Genomic DNA, 16,570 nt, shown 5'->3' with positions numbered 1-16,570 from the left:
CTGCGCGGACTCCGTCCGGCGGTAGCGGGTCGGCGGTGCCGCCACCGCCGCCTGGGGCAGGGGCGGTGGGCGGGGTGGCTCGGCCCTGCGGGGCGAAGTCCCCTACCCGCCCTTCCACCGTTCCCCGGGCTCCGCCCGGACCCGTTTCCGGGGGCCAGCCCCCGGACCCCCGCTCCTCAAACGCCGGAGGGGCTGATGTGTGCCTGGTCGGGAGGCGCGGGGTCTGGGGCGGAGCCCCAGGGGGTCCGGGCAGCGCCCGGGGAACGGTGGAAGGGCGGGTAGGGGACCCAGCCCCGCAGGGCCGGACACCCGCACCCGGCCACCGCCGGACGGAGTCCGGCGCAGCGGTGCGAGGGGCACGCAAAGAAGGTGTGCGGCCCCTTAGGGAAGGGCGGGGCTGGCGCAGCCTGACGTCGTTGCCGGGAGGGGGGCCGGGACGCCCAGGGTCGGGATGCCGAGGAGGACGCCCTTCGGCTGCGCCGGAGCCGCGTTGCGCTTCTCCCAGGCGTCGCCCGCACGGGTCCGGCGTACCGCCCCCGTCGGGCCCTCCGCGAGGAGGTGGTGCGGAGCCGCGTAGGTGATCTCCACGGTGACCACGTCACCGGGGCGGACCTCTTCGTCGGGCTTCGTGAAGTGGACCAGGCGGTTGTCGGGGGCGCGCCCGGACAGCCGGTGCGTGGCGCCGTCCTTGCGGCCCTCGCCCTCGGCGACCATGACCTCCAGGGTCCGGCCGACCTGCTTCTTGTTCTCGTCCCAGGAGATCTCCTCCTGGAGGGCGACCAGGCGCATGTACCGCTCCTGGACGACCTCCTTGGGGATCTGCCCCTCCATGTCGGCGGCCGGGGTCCCGGGGCGCTTGGAGTACTGGAAGGTGAAGGCGTTCGCGAAGCGCGCCTCGCGCACCGCGTGCATCGTCTGCTGGAAGTCCTCCTCCGTCTCACCCGGGAAGCCCACGATGATGTCCGTGGAGATCGCCGCGTGCGGGATGGAGGCGCGGACCTTCTCGATGATGCCGAGGAAGCGGTCCTGGCGGTACGAGCGGCGCATGGCGCGCAGGATCGTGTCCGAACCCGACTGCATCGGCATGTGCAGCTGCGGCATGACGTTGGGCGTCTCGGCCATCGCCGCGATCACGTCGTCGGTGAAGTCGCGCGGGTGCGGGGAGGTGAAGCGGACCCGCTCCAGGCCCTCGATGGCGCCGCAGGCGCGCAGCAGCTTGGAGAAGGCCTCGCGGTCGCCCAGGTCGGAACCGTAGGCGTTGACGTTCTGGCCGAGCAGGGTGATCTCGGAGACGCCCTCGGCGACGAGTGCCTCGACCTCGGCGAGGATGTCGCCGGGACGGCGGTCCTCCTCCTTGCCGCGCAGCGCCGGGACGATGCAGAAGGTGCAGGTGTTGTTGCAGCCGACGGAGATCGAGACCCAGGCGGCGTACGCGGACTCGCGCCGGGTCGGGAGCGTGGAGGGGAAGGCCTCCAGCGACTCGGCGATCTCGATCTGCGCCTCTTCCTGGATGCGCGCGCGCTCCAGGAGGACGGGCAGCTTGCCGATGTTGTGCGTGCCGAAGACCACGTCGACCCAGGGGGCGCGGGCCACGATGGTGTCGCGGTCCTTCTGCGCGAGGCAGCCGCCGACGGCGATCTGCATGCCGGGGCGCTTGGTCTTCATCGGCGCGAGCCGGCCGAGGTTGCCGTAGAGCTTGTTGTCGGCGTTCTCGCGGACGGCGCAGGTGTTGAACACGACGACGTCGGCGTCGCCGTCGGAGCCCTGGGGCGCGCGGACGTACCCGGCGTCCTCCAGCAGGCCCGACAGCCGCTCGGAGTCGTGCACGTTCATCTGACAGCCGTACGTCCGGACCTCGTACGTTTTCACAACAGTCGCCTCGCCGCTCTCGGTACTCACCCAGCAAGGGTACGGGTCGGGCGTGGCGGCCGGGGCCGGGCGCCGTCCGGAGCCGGCCGAGGGGGCGGGGGCCGGGCGGGCCGTGACAGGACGGCGGGTCGGTGGCAGGATCGCGGCCATGCCTCTCGTACCGCCCCGGATCAGCAGGCGCCGTGCCCTGCGGGCCCTGGTGGCCGTCCTGGCGGTGCTCTGCGCCCTCGTCTGGTGGCTGAGGCCCTTCGGCCGGCCCGAACTCACGGGTGAGATCACGCTCAGCACCGGCGTCCAGAAGGGGGTCTACCACCGCTACGGCCAGCTGCTGGAGAAGGCCCTGGCCAAGGACGTGCCCGGGGTGCGGGTCCGGCTGGAGACGAGCGAGGGTTCGCAGCAGAACCTGCAGCGGGTGGCCGCGGGCGAGGCCGACTTCACGGTGGCGACGGCCGACGCGGTGGCCAAGTACCAGGTCGACCAGAAGCCCGGAGCGCAGCGGCTGCGCGGCCTGGCCCGCCTCTACGACGACTACGTCCAGCTCGTGGTCCCCGCCGGCTCGCCCGTCCGGTCCGCCCGGGACCTGCGGGGCAAGCGGGTCGCCGTCGGCCAGGAGGGCTCGGGCGTGCGGCTGATCTCCGAGCGGATGCTCAGGGCCGCGGGGCTGGACCCGGCGCGGGACGTCACCCAGGTGGCCATCGGCATCGACACCGTGCCGGCGGAGCTGGAGGCGGGCCGGATCGACGCCTTCTTCTGGTCGGGAGGACTGCCCACCACCGCCGTGCGGGAGCTTTCGGAGCGGTTCGACATCCGGCTCGTGCAGCTCGGCGACCTGGTGGAGGCGCTCCAGGACGGCGGCAGCCCCGCGCGGTACTACCGGGCGGCGGTGATGCCGCAGGACGCCTACGACCGCGCCCGCGGCAACACGGCGGTGTCCACCGTCGCCGTGCCGAACCTGCTGGTGACGCGGGACGACACGGGCGCCGAGCTGACGGAGCAGTTCACGCGCACGGTCATCGACAGCCGGGACGGCATCGGGGCCGAGGTGCACGCCGCCCAGCTGGTGGACCTGCGGACGGCGATCTACACGGATCCCCTGCAACTGCACGAGGGCGCGGCCCGTTACTACCGCTCCGTCAAGCCCTGAAGCAGGACCCGGCCCACCGCGCTCAGGAGCGCAGCAGCATCGTCGCCGCGGCGGCGGCCCCGATCAGGCCCGCGTGGGTGCCCAGCGTCGCCGGGACGACCTGGAGGTCCTTGACGAAGGACAGGGTCGCGTACGAGGCCAGGTGCTCCCGGACCGGCCCGAAGAGGGTGTCCCCGCAGGCGGCGACACCGCCTCCGATGACGGCGATGTCGGTCTCGACGAGGGTGGCGGTGGCCGCGATGGCTGCGGCCAGCGCCCGGCCCGCGCGGTCGAAGGCGGCCAGCGCGACGGGATCGCCCGCGGCAGCGGCGGCGGCCACCCCGGCGGCGGTGGCGTCCCCGGCCGGGACCCATCCCTGGGCCAGGGCCCAGGCCGCGATGGCGGTGCCGGAGGCGAGGGACTCCACACAGCCGCGGCCTCCGCACGCGCAGGGCTCCCCGTCGAAGGCGACGCTGATGTGGCCGATGTGCCCCGCGTTACCGGTGGGGCCCGGGTGCAGCTGGTTGTTCAGGACGAGTCCGCCGCCGACGCCGGTGGAGACCACCATGCAGAGCGCGTTGGCGTGCCCGCGGGCGGCGCCCAGCCAGTGCTCGGCGGCGGTCATCGCCACGCCGTCGCCGGCCAGCACCGTCGGGATCCGGACCCCGTGCAGCGCGAGCTCGGCCTCCACCCGGGCCTGGACGGGGAAGCCCCGCCAGGCGCCGATGTTGACCGGGCTGACCGTCCCGAGCGCGGCGTCCACCGGGCCCGCGCTGCCGATCCCGCACCGGACGGCCGAGGGCCACAGCGGGGACTTCGCGAGCTCCGCGACGACGTCGGCGACGGCGGCGAACACGGTGTCCCCGTCGGCCCCGCGCGGGGTGGGCCGGCGGGTGGTGGCCGTCATGGCGCCGTCGGAGTCCACCAGCGCGCCGGCGATCTTCGTACCGCCGATGTCGATCGCGACCGTCGGCCCGGAGTCGGCCGGTGCACCGGCGCGCGGGGCGGGGAAGGCGGAGGTGGGGGTGGGAGTGGTCACGGTGGCGCTCCAGAACTGGGGTCGGTTTCAGTATGCGGCCGGCGGTGGAGCCGTACTCTCGCGGGGCTCCAACCTGGGCAGCTCGCTCTCGCGGGACCTCGGCCGGCCCCCGGCGAGGAGGGCCAGGAGTTCCTCGGCGGCGAGCCGGCCGAAGCCGGCGGTGTCGCGGACCAGGGCGGTGAGCCGCGGGCGGGTGACCCGGCAGAGCGCCGAGTCGTCCCAGGCGACGACGGAGAGCCCGCCGGGGACCGGGATGCCCAGCTCGGAGGCGACGGCCACGCCGGCCACCGCCATGACGTCGTTGTCGTAGACGATCGCGGTCGGCGGCTCCGGCTCGGCGAGGATCCGCCGGGTGGCCTCCGCGCCCTCGGCGTCGGAGTAGTCGGTGGTGACCGAGCGCACCTGCCCCGGTCCGAGGCCCAGCCGCAGGGCCTCCGCGCGCAGGGAGACGATCCGGCGCTCGGTGTGGGCGAGTCCGGGCAGTCCCGCGACGTGCGCGATCCGGCGATGGCCGAGCCCGTACAGGTGGTCGAGCACCTGCGCCATGGCGCCGGCGTCGTCGGCCCGGACGGCGGACAGCGCGGCGGGGGCGGCCGGGGCCCCGGGAGCCCCGGAACCGGAGGAGCCGGGGGAGTCGGCGGAGTCGGCGGAGTCGGCGGAGTCGGCGGAGTCGGGGCAGCCAGGGGATTCGGCGGCCGGTCCCGTCTCCCCCACCGTGACGGCCGGCAGGGCGAGCTGTTCGAGCAGGGCCGGGCGCGGGTCGTCGGTCCTCGGGTCCACGACGACGACCCCGTCGACCCGCCGCTCGGCCCACCAGCGGCGGTAGACGGCGCATTCGGCGTCGAGGTCCTCGACCACCTGGAAGAGCAGGGCGATCCGGCCGGCGGCCAGTACCTCCTGGATGCCGGAGACCAGTTGGAGGAAGAAGGACTCGACGCCGAGGGTGTGCGCGGGCCGGGCGAGGACCATGCCGACGGCCCCGGACTGTTCCCCGGAGAGGGCCCGGGCGGCGCTGTTGGGCTGCCAGCCGAGCTCCTCGGCGACCCTCCGGACCCGGGCGCGGGTGTCCTGGGAGACCCCGGGCCGGTCGTTGAGGGCGAAGGAGACGGCGCTCTCCGACACCCCGGCCTGGCGGGCGATGTCCTTGATGGTGGGTCTGCGGGCCATGGCCTGTCTCATCCCTCGCTGACGTGGACGGCAATGGCCGGACCGTACGCGATCCTGCCCTGGCAGACCGCCTTGACCACGATCCAGTACTCCCCGGCGGGGGCGGCGAGCGGCGGCCGCAGCTCGAAGACGGCCTCGGTCCCGCCGTCCGGCGGGACCTCGACGGGCCGGACGGAGGGGGCCGTCAGCTCCCAGGTGCCGAACGGGGAGACGGCGTAGGCCTGCCCCGTCAGGGTGCTGCGGATGCCGGTGGAGCCGATCCGCGCCCGGACGAGGGTCCGCCCGCCGGGGGCGACGGTGACCGCGTGCTCCGGCGCGGCCACCCACAGCCCGGCCGGGGAGGCGGCCGGGCCGCCGGAGACGGTGACGGTCAGGACGTCCTCGAAGGTGCCCGCCGGGGTGGTGGCGAGGACGCGGACCAGGTGTTCGCCGGGGCGCGCCCCGGCGGCGGGCTCCACGGTGAGCGGGAAGGAGAGGTGACCGCCGGCCGGGAGCTCGGCGCGCTGCCGGGTCCAGGAGCTGGTCCAGCCCTCCGGGGCCCGGACCTCCAGCCCGACGGGGCCGCCGTCCGCCTGCCCGTGGGCGGCGAGGGTGACCGCGGCCCCGGCGGGGATGCCGTCACACGTCACCGTGTACGGGGCGTCGCCGAGCGGGGCCGTCCCGGTGTTGTGCAGCCAGTACCGGCTGAACACCGGCTGGTGCGGCTCCCGTTCGCCCTCCCGCAGCGGCATTCCGGATTCCGTGAGCAGCAGGAGCGTGGTCGTCGCGGCGCCCCGCACCTGCCCCTCGAAGAACCCGGTGGGGCGGTCCAGCAGATCGGCCTCGGCGGCCGGGTCCGTCGGCCACAGGGTCTCCGCCATCACCGGGCGGCCGTGGGTCTCGCGCAGCCGGACGGCGAGGTCGCCCTTCGCGCCGGCGCCCTCGGCCCGCTTCACCGTCTCGATCAGCACCCGGTCGGCCGGCTCCACGCCGAGCAGCGAGCGCGCGGGCGGCCGGGGCCCCTCGGCCGGGGCGGCCGTGACGGCGGTGAGCGGCTTGTTGAACTCCCGTCCGCGGCGCGAGAGGTCCACCGCCCGCCAGTCGCCGGAGCCCGCGACCAGCGCGTGCTCGAAGACGTGGGTCCAGTGCTGGAGCTGGAAGGAGCTGCCGTCGGGGGCGGTACGGCGCGGAGGGTCCATCCACTCCCCGCTCGGGCGGCCGGTGCAGGAACGCATCAGGGTGCTGTGCAGCCGCCCGGCCGTGTCGACGGCGAAGCTGGGCGTGCCGCGCACCAGGAGCCCGACGGTGCGGTCGGCGTACGGCTCCTCGTGCGGGTACCCGGTCCCGTGCGGGTACGCCTCGTCATGTGGGTACGCCTCCTCGTTCGCGCCCGCTGCGTCCACCGGAGCCGGGGCTGCGCCCGCCGGAGCCGGGGCGTCGATCCGGCCCGACGCGGCGACGGCCCGGGCGAGTTGCTCCGGGAGTCCGGCGTGGACCAGGACCGGCAGGTCCCGCGGGCCCGTCAGATCGCAGCCGGGGCTCCAGAGCGAGCGGAGCCCCGCTCGGGCCGCTACCCAGACCTGCCCGTGTTCCCGTAGGTCCCGCAGGAGGTTCTCGCGGGCGGGACCGGCCGACTCCAGCAGCGCCGCCGTGAAGGGGTTCTCCTCGGGGCCGCCGAGTGCGATGCGGAAGTCGGGCAGGCTGCTGTCCACCGCCAGGTCGCCCCAGCGCGGCCCGCCCGCCCGGGTCGGGGTCGCGGTGACCCCGTACGCGCCGAGGGCGGTGACCAGCTCCCGCAGTCCCGGCGCGCTGTACCGGCCATGCGGCTCCACGTCCGGGAGGACGATCTCCGCCGCGCCCAGGGCCCGGCCGCCCGGCCCGGTCATCGGCGCCGACAGCGCGAACCAGTTCAGGCAGGGGCTGTCCAGGGTCCAGGGGGCCCGGGTGTGGTCGGCCCCGGTGTCCGCCTCGGGGAAGGCGAACCCGCGCCCCACCGCGGAGGCGGCCGTCTCGGCGACGGGCAGCGCCCCGGGCACGTCCGCCGGGATCCGCAGCCGCAGCAGCTGGTCGGAGCCTTCGAACGCGTGCACCGTCGTGGTGAGTTCCGCCCGGTCCAGGCCGTCCCACAGGGTGGTGGTCCGGGTCCAGCGGACGGGCCCGGTGCGCCCGGTGGCCACGATGCGCGAACCGAGCGGCCCGCGCTCCGCACGGCAGGACTCTGCGGGCCCGGCGCCCGAACCGGTGCCCGGCCCCTTGGGCAGCAGGTGCCAGGGGCCCTCCTCGAAGGAGGGGTGCTTGTCGTACTCCTCCTGCACCACGAGCTCGTCCACCTCGCCCGGGGTGAGGACCTCCTGCCCGGTGCGCAGGTCCAGGAGCCGGGCCAGGCCCCCGCCGCGCGCGGGATCGGCTTCGGCGCGCAGGAACTCGTTCTGCGCGGTGTGCCCGGGCGCGGGCTCCCACCCGCCCGAGACGGGCAGCTCCGACGCCGCGAGCCACCAGGTGCGGTGGCCCAGCGAGGGCACGTCTTCGGCGAGGAAGGCCAGCTCGACGCTTCCCCCGGCCACGGCCTCGACGTGCACGGGCGCCGCACGGCCCGCCTCGTCCAGGACGGTGATCAGGCGGACGTCACGGTCGTCGGCGAGGCCGAGGGCCGCCAGCTCGACGCGGGTGCGGACCAGGTCGGTACGGGTCCACGAGACCGGGTTGTGCACGGTGACCGCGAGCGGTCCGGGGCCACGGGTGTCGGCCGCGGCGGTGAGTGCGCCGAGCGCCTCCTCCCGTACGCCGTCGGCCAGTTCGTACGCCTCGCGCCAGGTCGGGAGCAGGTCGAGGTACACCTGGTCGGAGAAGGTCCCGGTGACGGCGTCGTGGTGGGCGGCGTGCAGCAGGTGGCGCCAGGCCTTGGCCAGGGTCCGGGCGGGGTAGTCGGTCAGGCCTTCGGCGCAGGCGAGGGCGGCGAAGGTCTCGGCCTGTTCGAGGAGGTTCTCGGCGGCCCGGTGCGCCTGTTTCACATCGCTGTAGGTGACGTCCTTGCCGGTGTAGACCGGGCCCATCTCCCGGGTGACCGGCAGCGGCTGCTCGCCGCGTGCCGCGAGTTCGGCGCGGACGGCGTCGAAGTGGGCGCGCGGGCCGGTGTGTTCCATGCGGGGCCAGCAGTAGCGGCGGTTCCAGGCGTGCTGCACGTCCAGGCCCCAGCGGTGCGGCCAGGAGAAGTCGGTGCCCATCGGAATCAGGACGTTCTTCGTCGCGGCGGCGGTGCGCAGCAGCTCGTACAGGTCCAGCAGCTGTTCCGCGGCGGACTCCGCGTCCGGTGCCCGGTGGGAGAACCAGCCAGCGGAGTAGTGCGCGGGCAGGTAGTGCAGGAGCAGGCCCTCACCGCCGGGGGCGATCCACTCGTACTCGGCGGGCAGCTGCATGGCGGCGGGCGCGCGCAGTGCGTCGCCCCAGGTGTCCATCATCGGGCCCCACTGGTGGTGGGGGCCGCGGGCGAGGACGGCCGAGTCGAGGCCCGCGCCGGCCATCAGGGCGGGGAAGGAGGGGTCGTGGCCGAAGACGTCGAGCTGCCAGGCGGTGCGCGGGTCGGCGCCGAGGGTGCCGCGGTGCAGGGCGAGGCCGTGGACGGCGGAGCGGATGGTGGTCTCGGCGGAGGTGAGGTTGGTGGAGGGCTCGTTGTAGGTGCCGCCGACGATCTCCACGCGGCCTTCGGCGATCAGTGCGCGCAGCTCGGCGCGTTCGGCGGAGTGGAGGTCCCAGTAGGGCTTGAGGTAGTCGACCTCGGAGAGCACGAAGCGGTACGCCGGGTCCTCGCGCGCCTGCTGGAGGTGGAGCGGGATCAGGGTGAAGGCCGGGACGCCGGTGTACTCCCAGCCGCGCTCGGCCTCGCCGGATTTCAACGGGGCGTCCCACAGGGCGGTGTAGGCGGCCTGGGTGTTCCACCACATGGGGTCGTAGTGGAAGTGCGGGACCAGCCGGACGGTCCAGCCGGGCTCGGCGACGACCAGGTCGAAGGGCAGCTCCGCGAGCGGCCGCCCGTCGGGGGTGGTGACGCGGACGGTGGCGGGCAGGACGGTCCCGGGGTCGGCGCCGGGGGTGCGGACGGCGACCTCGACGGTGGACTCCGGGACGGGCCGCGGGCCGGAGCCCGCCAGATCCGCCCGGGCATCCGTCCCGGCGTAGGCCTCGGCCGTGTCGGCCCGCACGATGCGCGGGTGCGGGGTGGTGATGCCGTCGCCGTGCACCGCCACGTGCAGGGGGCCGGCCGGGCGCGCCCTGCGGATGCGGACCCGGACGATCTGCGAGGGCGTTTCCGGCGGGCCGGCGAAGAGGGCCGGGGTGGTGACCGCCGTGACGGCAATTCCGCTGTCCATTTCCGCACACTTCCTTGGGTGACAACACCGCACATCAACAACTAAACCGCATTAGTGCGCTCAGCTTCCGGCGGCTGGAACCCCTCTGTCAACTGACCTGAAGCGCATAAGTACCAGAGCCCTGGAGGTCAGGACTTTCATCCCGCCAAGTCGGGACATTCGGAGATAACAGTCCTGTTGACTTATCCCCCGCACAGGCGGCAGGTTATGGGAATCCCGCGCATTCCCCCTGAACTCCAGGACCCTCCATGCACGACGGCAACGCCGCCTCCGCACCCGCCCGGCCCTTGCGTTTCGGCGCCAACTACACGCCGACGCGCGGCTGGTTCCACCACTGGCTCGACTTCGACCTCGACGAGGTCAAGGCCGACCTCGACTCGATCGCGGGCCTCGGCCTGGACCACGTACGGGTCTTCCCGCTGTGGCCGGTGTTCCAGCCGAACCGGACGCTGATCCGGCCGCGCGCCGTCGAGCAGCTCGTCGCACTGGCCGACGCGGCCGCCGACCGCGGACTCGACGTCAACGTGGACGGGCTCCAGGGGCACCTGTCGAGCTTCGACTTCCTGCCCGCGTGGACCGGCACCTGGCACCGGCGCAACATCTTCAGCGATCCGCAGGTCGTCGCCGGGCAGGAGGAGTACCTGCGCACCCTGGCCGCCGCCCTCGCCGACCGGCCGAACTTCCTGGGCATGACGGTCGGCAACGAGATCAACCAGTTCTCCGACGATCCGCACCCCTCTCCCGACCGCATCACCCAGGAGCAGGCCGGGCACTGGCTGGAGCGGATGCTCGCCGCCTGCGAGGCGGGCGCGCCGGGCCGCATGCACCTGCACGCCGAGTACGACGCCGCCTGGTATCAGGACGGCCACCCCTTCACCGTGGCCCAGGCGGCCCGGCTGGGCGCCGCGACCGCCGTGCACTCGTGGGTGTTCAACGGCACCGCGCAGCGCCACGGCCGGACCGGGACGGCGACCGAGCACCACGCCGCGTACCTGATCGAGCTGTCCAAGGCCTGGGCCCGCGATCCGCACCGGCTGGTCTGGCTCCAGGAGGTGGGCGCGCCCGCGCCGCTGATCCGGCCCGAGCACGCCGCCTCCTTCACCGAGGCGACCGTGGCGGGCGCCTTGGACTGCACCGGCCTGTGGGGCGTGACCTGGTGGTGCTCGCACGACGTGTCCCGGGAGCTCGCGGACTTCCCCGAGCTGGAGTACGGGCTCGGCCTGCTCACCAACGACCGCCGGACCAAGCCCGCCGGAGAGGTGATCGCCCGGATCACCGAGGAGTGGCGGGGCCGCGAGCACCGCCCGGCGGTGCGCTCGACCGCGCTCGCCGTGGACGTCGGCGGCGCCGAGTCCGCGCCGAACCGCTCGGTGTGCGCCCCCGGCGGGGCGTTCTTCGAGGCCTGGGCGGCGCTCACCGCCCAAGGGGTCCGACCGGCGGTGGTCCTGGCGGAGCTGGCCGGGGACCCGGAGCACCTGGCCGCCCGCGGCATCACCGAGGTACTGCACGTGTCCGACGTCCCCACCGGGACCTGACCGGCGCCACCCGACCCGACCGGCGCCGCCGGGGCCCGACCGGGCCCGCCCGGCCCCACCGGCCGCTACCGAGGAGAACCCTCATGTCCGAGATCGACAACGACGTCGACCCTCGCACCGCCCACCCGTCCGACCCGCACCCGTCCGACCCGCACCTGTCCAGCCGCCACAGCCCCGGCCGGGCTCCCCGCGGACCTCGCCCCGTACGCCTCGTACTGGTTCCCCGACTCGCTGCCCGCGGGGACCCCGGGTCCCGGGATCACCTGGCGCTCCCTCCTGCGGTGGACCCCTGAGTCCGACCCCGATCTGGCCCACAACACCGCCACCGTGCCGCTGGCGGAGCGCTTCACCCCGGTGCCGCCGAACACCACGGCCCGCGCCGGCCAGGCCCGTATCGCCTCGCTCGTCTCCTTCGGGAACACGGCCGGCAACCCGGCCCAGGGGTCCCCCACCGCCGACTACTACGCCCTCACCCACTGGGCGTACATCGACGAGCTCGTCTTCTGGGGCGGCTCCGCCGGAGAGGGCATCGTGCTCGCCCCGAACGCGCCCGTCACCGACGCCGCGCACCGCAACGGCGTCCGCGTGATGGGCAACGTGTTCCTGCCGCCCGTGCCCTACGGCGGCGACCTCCGGTGGACCCGCGACCTGGTCCAGCAGGACTCCCTCGGCCGGTTCCCGGTCGCCGAGAAGCTGGTGGAGGTGGCGCGGGCCTACGGGTTCGACGGCTGGTTCGTGAACGCCGAGACCGAGGGCGGCGACAGCGAACTCGCCGCCCGCATGCGGCGGTTCCTGCGCGCCCTGCGCGCCGCCGGCGACCCGCACGGCCTGACCATCACCTGGTACGACGCGATGAACTCCACGGGCGCAGTCGGCTGGCAGGGCGCGCTGAACGAGCTCAACCAGGAGTTCTACGAGGACCGCCGCGGCAAGGTGGCCGACACGATGTTCGTGGACTTCCGCTGGACCGTGGCGAAGCTCGCCGCCTCCGGCGACCTCGCCGACCGGCTCGGCCGCAGCCGCCACGAGCTGTGGGCGGCCGTGGACACGGAGTCCCACGGCTGGAACTCCGAGGTGGACTGGGACGCGATCGTCCCGCGCGGGAGCCGCCACATCGTCTCCTACGGCTTCTACCGGCCCGAGTGGACCCGCAACCACCTCTCGGACCGCTCCCCCGGCGCCTTCCACCGCGCCGAGGACCGGTTCTGGACGGGCGAGTCCCTGGACCCGGCCCAGCCCTCCCCCGAGGACATCTGGCGCGCCCCCGCCACCGTCGTCGCCGACCGGTCCACCGTGACCGCGCTGCCCTTCTCCTGCTCCTTCAACACCGGTCATGGGGAACGCTGGTACGAGCACGGCGAGCCCGTCTCCGACACCGGATGGAACCACCTCGGCCTCCAGGACCGGCTCCCGGGCCGCCGCTGGGCCGTGCACACCGCCGGGACCCGCCCCGAGGTCACCCTCGACTTCGCCACGGCGTGGCGCGGGGGCTCCAGCCTCCTCGTCTCGGGCGGGCTCACCGCCCCGGCGACCGTGGGACTGCACGCCACCCGGCTGCCGCTGACCGGCACAGCCGTCGCCGAGCTGGTGCACCGCACCGAGTCGGGCCCGGTCGAGCTCGGCGTGGCCACCGGCGAGCCGTCCGGCCCGGGGCAGGAGGTCCCGTACACCTGGCTGAAGGCGCAGGCGCTCGGGACAGGTCAGGGCTGGCGCACGACCAGGGTCCGGCTGTCGGAGCTGGCGGGCTCCACCGCCCACGCCCTGGCCGTACGGATCACCCGACGCGGGAAGGAGCCGGTGCGCTGGCGACTCGGCGCGGTGACGGTACGCGAGGCCGCCGCCCGGCCCCGCCCGGCGACTCCGGGCACACCGGCCGTGTCCGGCCCAGCAGTCCGGCAGGGCCGCCGTACGACTGTCATGGAAGCGGGCAGCCGGCCCCGTCCGCCACTACGAGGTGTTCCGCGTCCTGCCCGACGGCGCCCGCCGCTTCCTCGGCGGCACCTGCGGCACCGCCCTGTTCCTCCCGGCCGTCGACCGCGAGAGGGCGGCCGTCTTCGAGATCCGGGCCGTCGACGAGCTGTACGCCGTCTCCGACCCCGCCCGCACCACTCTGACCTGGACCGGATCCCACTGATGCATGACGACCGCGCAGTCCTGGAGGGACACCTGAAGCGGGCGGTTCATTCGGGCTGGGCGGTGGGATCGGTGCGCGGGACGGCCAGGGTCACGCGCAGCCCGTGCGGCGGGTTCTTCCCGTAGGAGAGGGACCCGCCGCCCGCACCGAGCAGGATGCGGGCGATGGAGAGGCCGAGCCCGGAGCCCTTGACGTTCTGGTGGCGTCCGCTGCGCCAGAACCGGTCCCCGATCCGCAGCAGCTCCTCCTCGGTGAGCCCGGGACCGCGGTCGGCGACCACGATCAGCACCCGGTCGCCCTCCACGGAGAGCGCCACTTCGACGTCCTCGCCCTCGGGAGTGAACTTGAGGGCGTTGTCGATGACGGCGTCGAGCGCGCTGGAGAGCGCGATCGGGTCGGCCCAGCCGGTGGCGGCGCTCCGCCCCGTCCCGGTGAGCCGCACGCCCTTCTCCTCGGCGAACGGGCGCCAGGCGGTCACCCGCTCGGCGGCCAGCCCCGCGATGTCCGTCAGGCTGATCTCGGCGGCGGCGTGCTCGGCCAGGGCCAGGTCGAGCAGGTCGTCCAGGACCTGGGTCAGGCGCTTCCCCTCGGTCCGCACCGAGGCGATCTCCTCGTTGCCCTCGGGCAGTTCGAGGGCGAGCAGCTCGATCCGCAGGAGCAGCGCGGCGAGCGGGTTGCGCAGCTGGTGGGAGGCGTCGGCGACGAAGGCCCGCTGCTGTTCCAGTACCTCTTCGACGTTGTCGGCCATCTCGTTGAACGAGCGGGCCAGGCGCCTGAGCTCCGGGGGGCCGCCGCCCGCGGCGACGCGGGAGTTCATCCGCCCGGTGGCGATGCCGTGGGCGGCGGCGTCCAGGGTCTGCACGGGCTTGAGCACCCAGCTGGTCAGCCGCAGGGCGGCGCCGAAGGCCACGAGCATGGCCGCGCTGAGTCCGGCGACGATGAGCAGCCAGCCCCGCAGGGTCGCGGAACGCATCTGGCCGGTGGGCGACTCGGTGGCGACGACGGCGACCACGTCCCCGTCGAGGACGACCGGGGAGGCGACGAGGAGTATGCCGTCGGCCTGCCAGGGCCACACCTGGCCGGGGTCGTGGCTGCGGCGTCCGGCGAGCGCCTCCCTGAAGGCCTTGCGGCCCTCCCCCTCCTCCGGCACCGTCCACCCCTGGGAGGAGCGGGCGATGGCGTTGCCGTCCCGGCGGAAGATGCCGGCGCGGATCCCGTACAGGTCCTGGTAGCGGGCCAGTTCCTGCTTGAGGGTTTCGAGGCGCTCGTCGGCCCCGCTGGACTTCGAGCCCTCGGCGTCGATGACGAACTGGGCGAGCGCGGCGAAGCGGGCGCTGTCGTCGATCCGGTCGACGACCACCCGCTGCTGCTGCCCCGCGGCCAGGGCCACCGCGAGCGGGAAGCCGAGGGCGAGCAAGACGCCCGCCATGAGGACGACGAGCAGCGGGAGCAGACGGGCGCGCACGACGGGTGGCCGCTAGACGGCGGGCGGAACGGAGGCGGCGGGCGGGGCGGGGGCCGCCGGGGCGGGCGGTACGACGAGCCGGTACCCCACGCCGCGGACGGTCTCGATGAGCGCCGGCATGCGCAGCTTGGACCGCAGCGAGGCCACGTGCACCTCCAGCGTCCTGCCGGTGCCTTCCCAACTGGTGCGCCAGACCTCGCTGATGATCTGCTCGCGCCGGAAGACCACGCCGGGGCGCTGCGCGAGCAGGGCCAGCAGGTCGAACTCCTTGCGGGTGAGCGCCACGTCGACGCCGTCCACACTGACCCGGCGGGTGGGCAGCTCGATGCCGACGCTCCCGAGCCGGACCACGCCGGGCGTACCCGCAGGGCCGGCGGCGGCGCTCTCCTCGGAGACGCCGGTACGGCGGGCCACCGCGTGGATGCGGGCGAGGAGTTCGCCGGTGTCGTAGGGCTTGGTGACGTAGTCGTCGGCGCCCATGTTGAGTCCGTGGATGCGGGAGCGCACGTCGGCCCGCGCGGTGACCATGATGACGGGCGTGCTGGTGCGCTTGCGGATCTTGCCGCACACCTCGTACCCGTCCTGGTCGGGCAGCCCGAGGTCGAGCAGGATCACCCCGTACGGGGAGGCCTGGGGCGGGGCGCCCGCCGTCAGCAGGGCCTGGAGGGCCTCCTCACCGCTGCGGGCATGGGTGACCTTGAAGCCGTGCCGGGCGAGGATCGCGGACAGGGCGGCGGCGACGTGGTCGTCGTCCTCGACGAGCAGAAGTCTCATGTCGTCCCCCTCTCCATCTCTTGATCTCTTGATCGCTTCGTGATCGCTTCGCGTTCGCTCGGTGGCCATCATGGGCCACCAAGCATCCACGCCGATGCGGACTCCCACGTCAAGACGGTTCCGGTCCGTCGGGGGTTCCGTTATGCACCCGGTACGGCCGCGGCGGGTGCCGGGCACCCGCGCGTACGGAGCGTATCGGCGCGAGGCCGGATCGTTATGCTCAATTCTCCCTCAGATGTACTGACGCTGTGCGCGCCACGTCACTACTGTCCTCCCAACCGAGGAGGACGGAGCCACAAGCCGATGAGCGGAGTATCAGTGACCAAGGACGTGCAGGACGCGGCCGGTGCCGCGGACGACCTGGTCGTGCTGAGCAACGTCAACAAGCACTTCGGCGCGCTGCACGTGCTTCAGGACATCGATCTGAGCATTGCCCGCGGTGAGGTCGTCGTCGTGATCGGCCCTTCGGGGTCGGGCAAGTCCACGCTGTGCCGGACCATCAACCGCCTGGAGACCATCGATTCGGGCAGCATCACCGTCGACGGGAAGCAACTGCCCGCCGAGGGCAAGGCGCTGGCGAAGCTGCGCGCCGATGTGGGCATGGTCTTCCAGTCGTTCAACCTCTTCGCGCACAAGACGGTGCTGCAGAACGTGATGCTGGGCCAGCTCAAGGTCCGCAAGTCGGACTCGGCGGCGGCGATGGAGAAGGCGAAGTCCCTCCTCGACCGGGTGGGTGTCGGCTCGCAGGCCGACAAGTACCCGGCGCAGCTCTCGGGCGGCCAGCAGCAGCGCGTGGCGATCGCCCGTGCCCTGGCGATGGACCCGAAGGTGATGCTCTTCGACGAGCCGACCTCGGCCCTCGACCCGGAGATGATCAACGAGGTGCTGGAGGTCATGCAGCAGCTCGCCCGGGAGGGGATGACCATGGTCGTCGTCACGCACGAGATGGGCTTCGCCCGCTCCGCCGCGAACCGCGTCGTCTTCATGGCCGACGGGAAGATCGTCGAAGAGGCCACGCCCGAGCAGTTCTTCAGCAACCCGCGGAGCGACCGCGCCAAGGACTTCCTCTCGAAGATCCTGCACCACTGAGCTTCGCATCTGGTAGTGATCCGGTGACG

At 73.9% G+C, this 16,570-nt stretch carries 11 protein-coding genes; 5 read left to right on the top strand and 6 right to left on the bottom strand.

The window, feature by feature from the left end; translation table 11 throughout:
• Nucleotides 1-381 precede the first annotated feature (381 nt).
• Nucleotides 382-1,899, bottom strand: a complete 1,518-nt coding sequence (gene miaB, locus OG435_RS32635) for a tRNA (N6-isopentenyl adenosine(37)-C2)-methylthiotransferase MiaB (protein ID WP_266881464.1) — start codon at nucleotides 1,897-1,899, stop codon at nucleotides 382-384.
• Nucleotides 1,900-2,017: 118 nt separating this feature from the next.
• On the opposite strand from miaB, the gene OG435_RS32630 reads away from it, so the two are divergent.
• Nucleotides 2,018-3,013: a TAXI family TRAP transporter solute-binding subunit gene (locus tag OG435_RS32630; protein ID WP_266881463.1), complete on the top strand. Its 996-nt coding sequence runs from the start codon at nucleotides 2,018-2,020 to the stop codon at nucleotides 3,011-3,013.
• A gap of 22 nt (nucleotides 3,014-3,035) precedes the next feature.
• Here the strand turns inward: OG435_RS32630 and OG435_RS32625 are convergent, their stop codons facing one another.
• The 3 genes from OG435_RS32625 to OG435_RS32615 form a co-directional block, all read right to left on the bottom strand.
• Entirely contained in the window at nucleotides 3,036-3,953 is a 918-nt protein-coding gene (locus OG435_RS32625) for an ROK family protein (protein ID WP_266882291.1), read from the bottom strand.
• Between the two features lie 105 nt (nucleotides 3,954-4,058).
• Nucleotides 4,059-5,198, bottom strand: coding sequence for a LacI family DNA-binding transcriptional regulator (locus tag OG435_RS32620; protein WP_266881462.1), 1,140 nt, complete (start codon nucleotides 5,196-5,198; stop codon nucleotides 4,059-4,061).
• A gap of 8 nt (nucleotides 5,199-5,206) precedes the next feature.
• The gene (locus tag OG435_RS32615) at nucleotides 5,207-9,544 is read right to left on the bottom strand and encodes an NEW3 domain-containing protein (RefSeq protein WP_266881461.1); all 4,338 of its coding nucleotides are present in this window, start codon (nucleotides 9,542-9,544) and stop codon (nucleotides 5,207-5,209) included.
• 248 nt (nucleotides 9,545-9,792) lie between these two features.
• Here OG435_RS32615 and OG435_RS32610 point away from each other — a divergent pair, with 248 nt between their 5' ends.
• The 3 genes from OG435_RS32610 to OG435_RS32600 all read left to right on the top strand — a co-directional run bounded on the left by OG435_RS32610 (nucleotide 9,793) and on the right by OG435_RS32600 (nucleotide 13,338).
• Nucleotides 9,793-11,079, top strand: coding sequence for a glycoside hydrolase 5 family protein (locus OG435_RS32610; protein ID WP_266881460.1), 1,287 nt, complete (start codon nucleotides 9,793-9,795; stop codon nucleotides 11,077-11,079).
• 83 nt (nucleotides 11,080-11,162) lie between these two features.
• Nucleotides 11,163-11,372, top strand: a complete 210-nt coding sequence (locus OG435_RS32605; protein WP_266881459.1) for a hypothetical protein — start codon at nucleotides 11,163-11,165, stop codon at nucleotides 11,370-11,372.
• 34 nt (nucleotides 11,373-11,406) lie between these two features.
• The gene (locus OG435_RS32600; protein WP_430625733.1) at nucleotides 11,407-13,338 is read left to right on the top strand and encodes an endo-beta-N-acetylglucosaminidase; all 1,932 of its coding nucleotides are present in this window, start codon (nucleotides 11,407-11,409) and stop codon (nucleotides 13,336-13,338) included.
• Here OG435_RS32600 and OG435_RS32595 read toward each other — a convergent pair.
• Entirely contained in the window at nucleotides 13,260-14,678 is a 1,419-nt protein-coding gene (locus OG435_RS32595; protein ID WP_266881458.1) for a sensor histidine kinase, read from the bottom strand. The genes OG435_RS32600 and OG435_RS32595 overlap by 79 nt on opposite strands.
• A gap of 12 nt (nucleotides 14,679-14,690) precedes the next feature.
• Nucleotides 14,691-15,452 carry a response regulator transcription factor gene (locus tag OG435_RS32590; protein ID WP_266881457.1) on the bottom strand — a complete coding sequence of 254 codons (762 nt, stop codon included), beginning with the start codon at nucleotides 15,450-15,452 and terminating at the stop codon, nucleotides 14,691-14,693.
• Nucleotides 15,453-15,755: 303 nt separating this feature from the next.
• On the opposite strand from OG435_RS32590, the gene OG435_RS32585 reads away from it, so the two are divergent.
• On the top strand, nucleotides 15,756-16,541 hold the full coding sequence (locus tag OG435_RS32585) for an amino acid ABC transporter ATP-binding protein (RefSeq protein ID WP_323187928.1): 786 nt from the start codon (nucleotides 15,756-15,758) through the stop codon (nucleotides 16,539-16,541).
• Nucleotides 16,542-16,570 lie beyond the last annotated feature (29 nt).

Origin of the sequence: Streptomyces sp. NBC_01264 (assembly GCF_026340675.1) — a bacterium.
Classification (GTDB): Bacteria; Actinomycetota; Actinomycetes; order Streptomycetales; family Streptomycetaceae; genus Streptomyces.
Note: the sequence above shows the minus strand (reverse complement) of the source record. Positions and strands in the feature narration are given on the sequence as shown.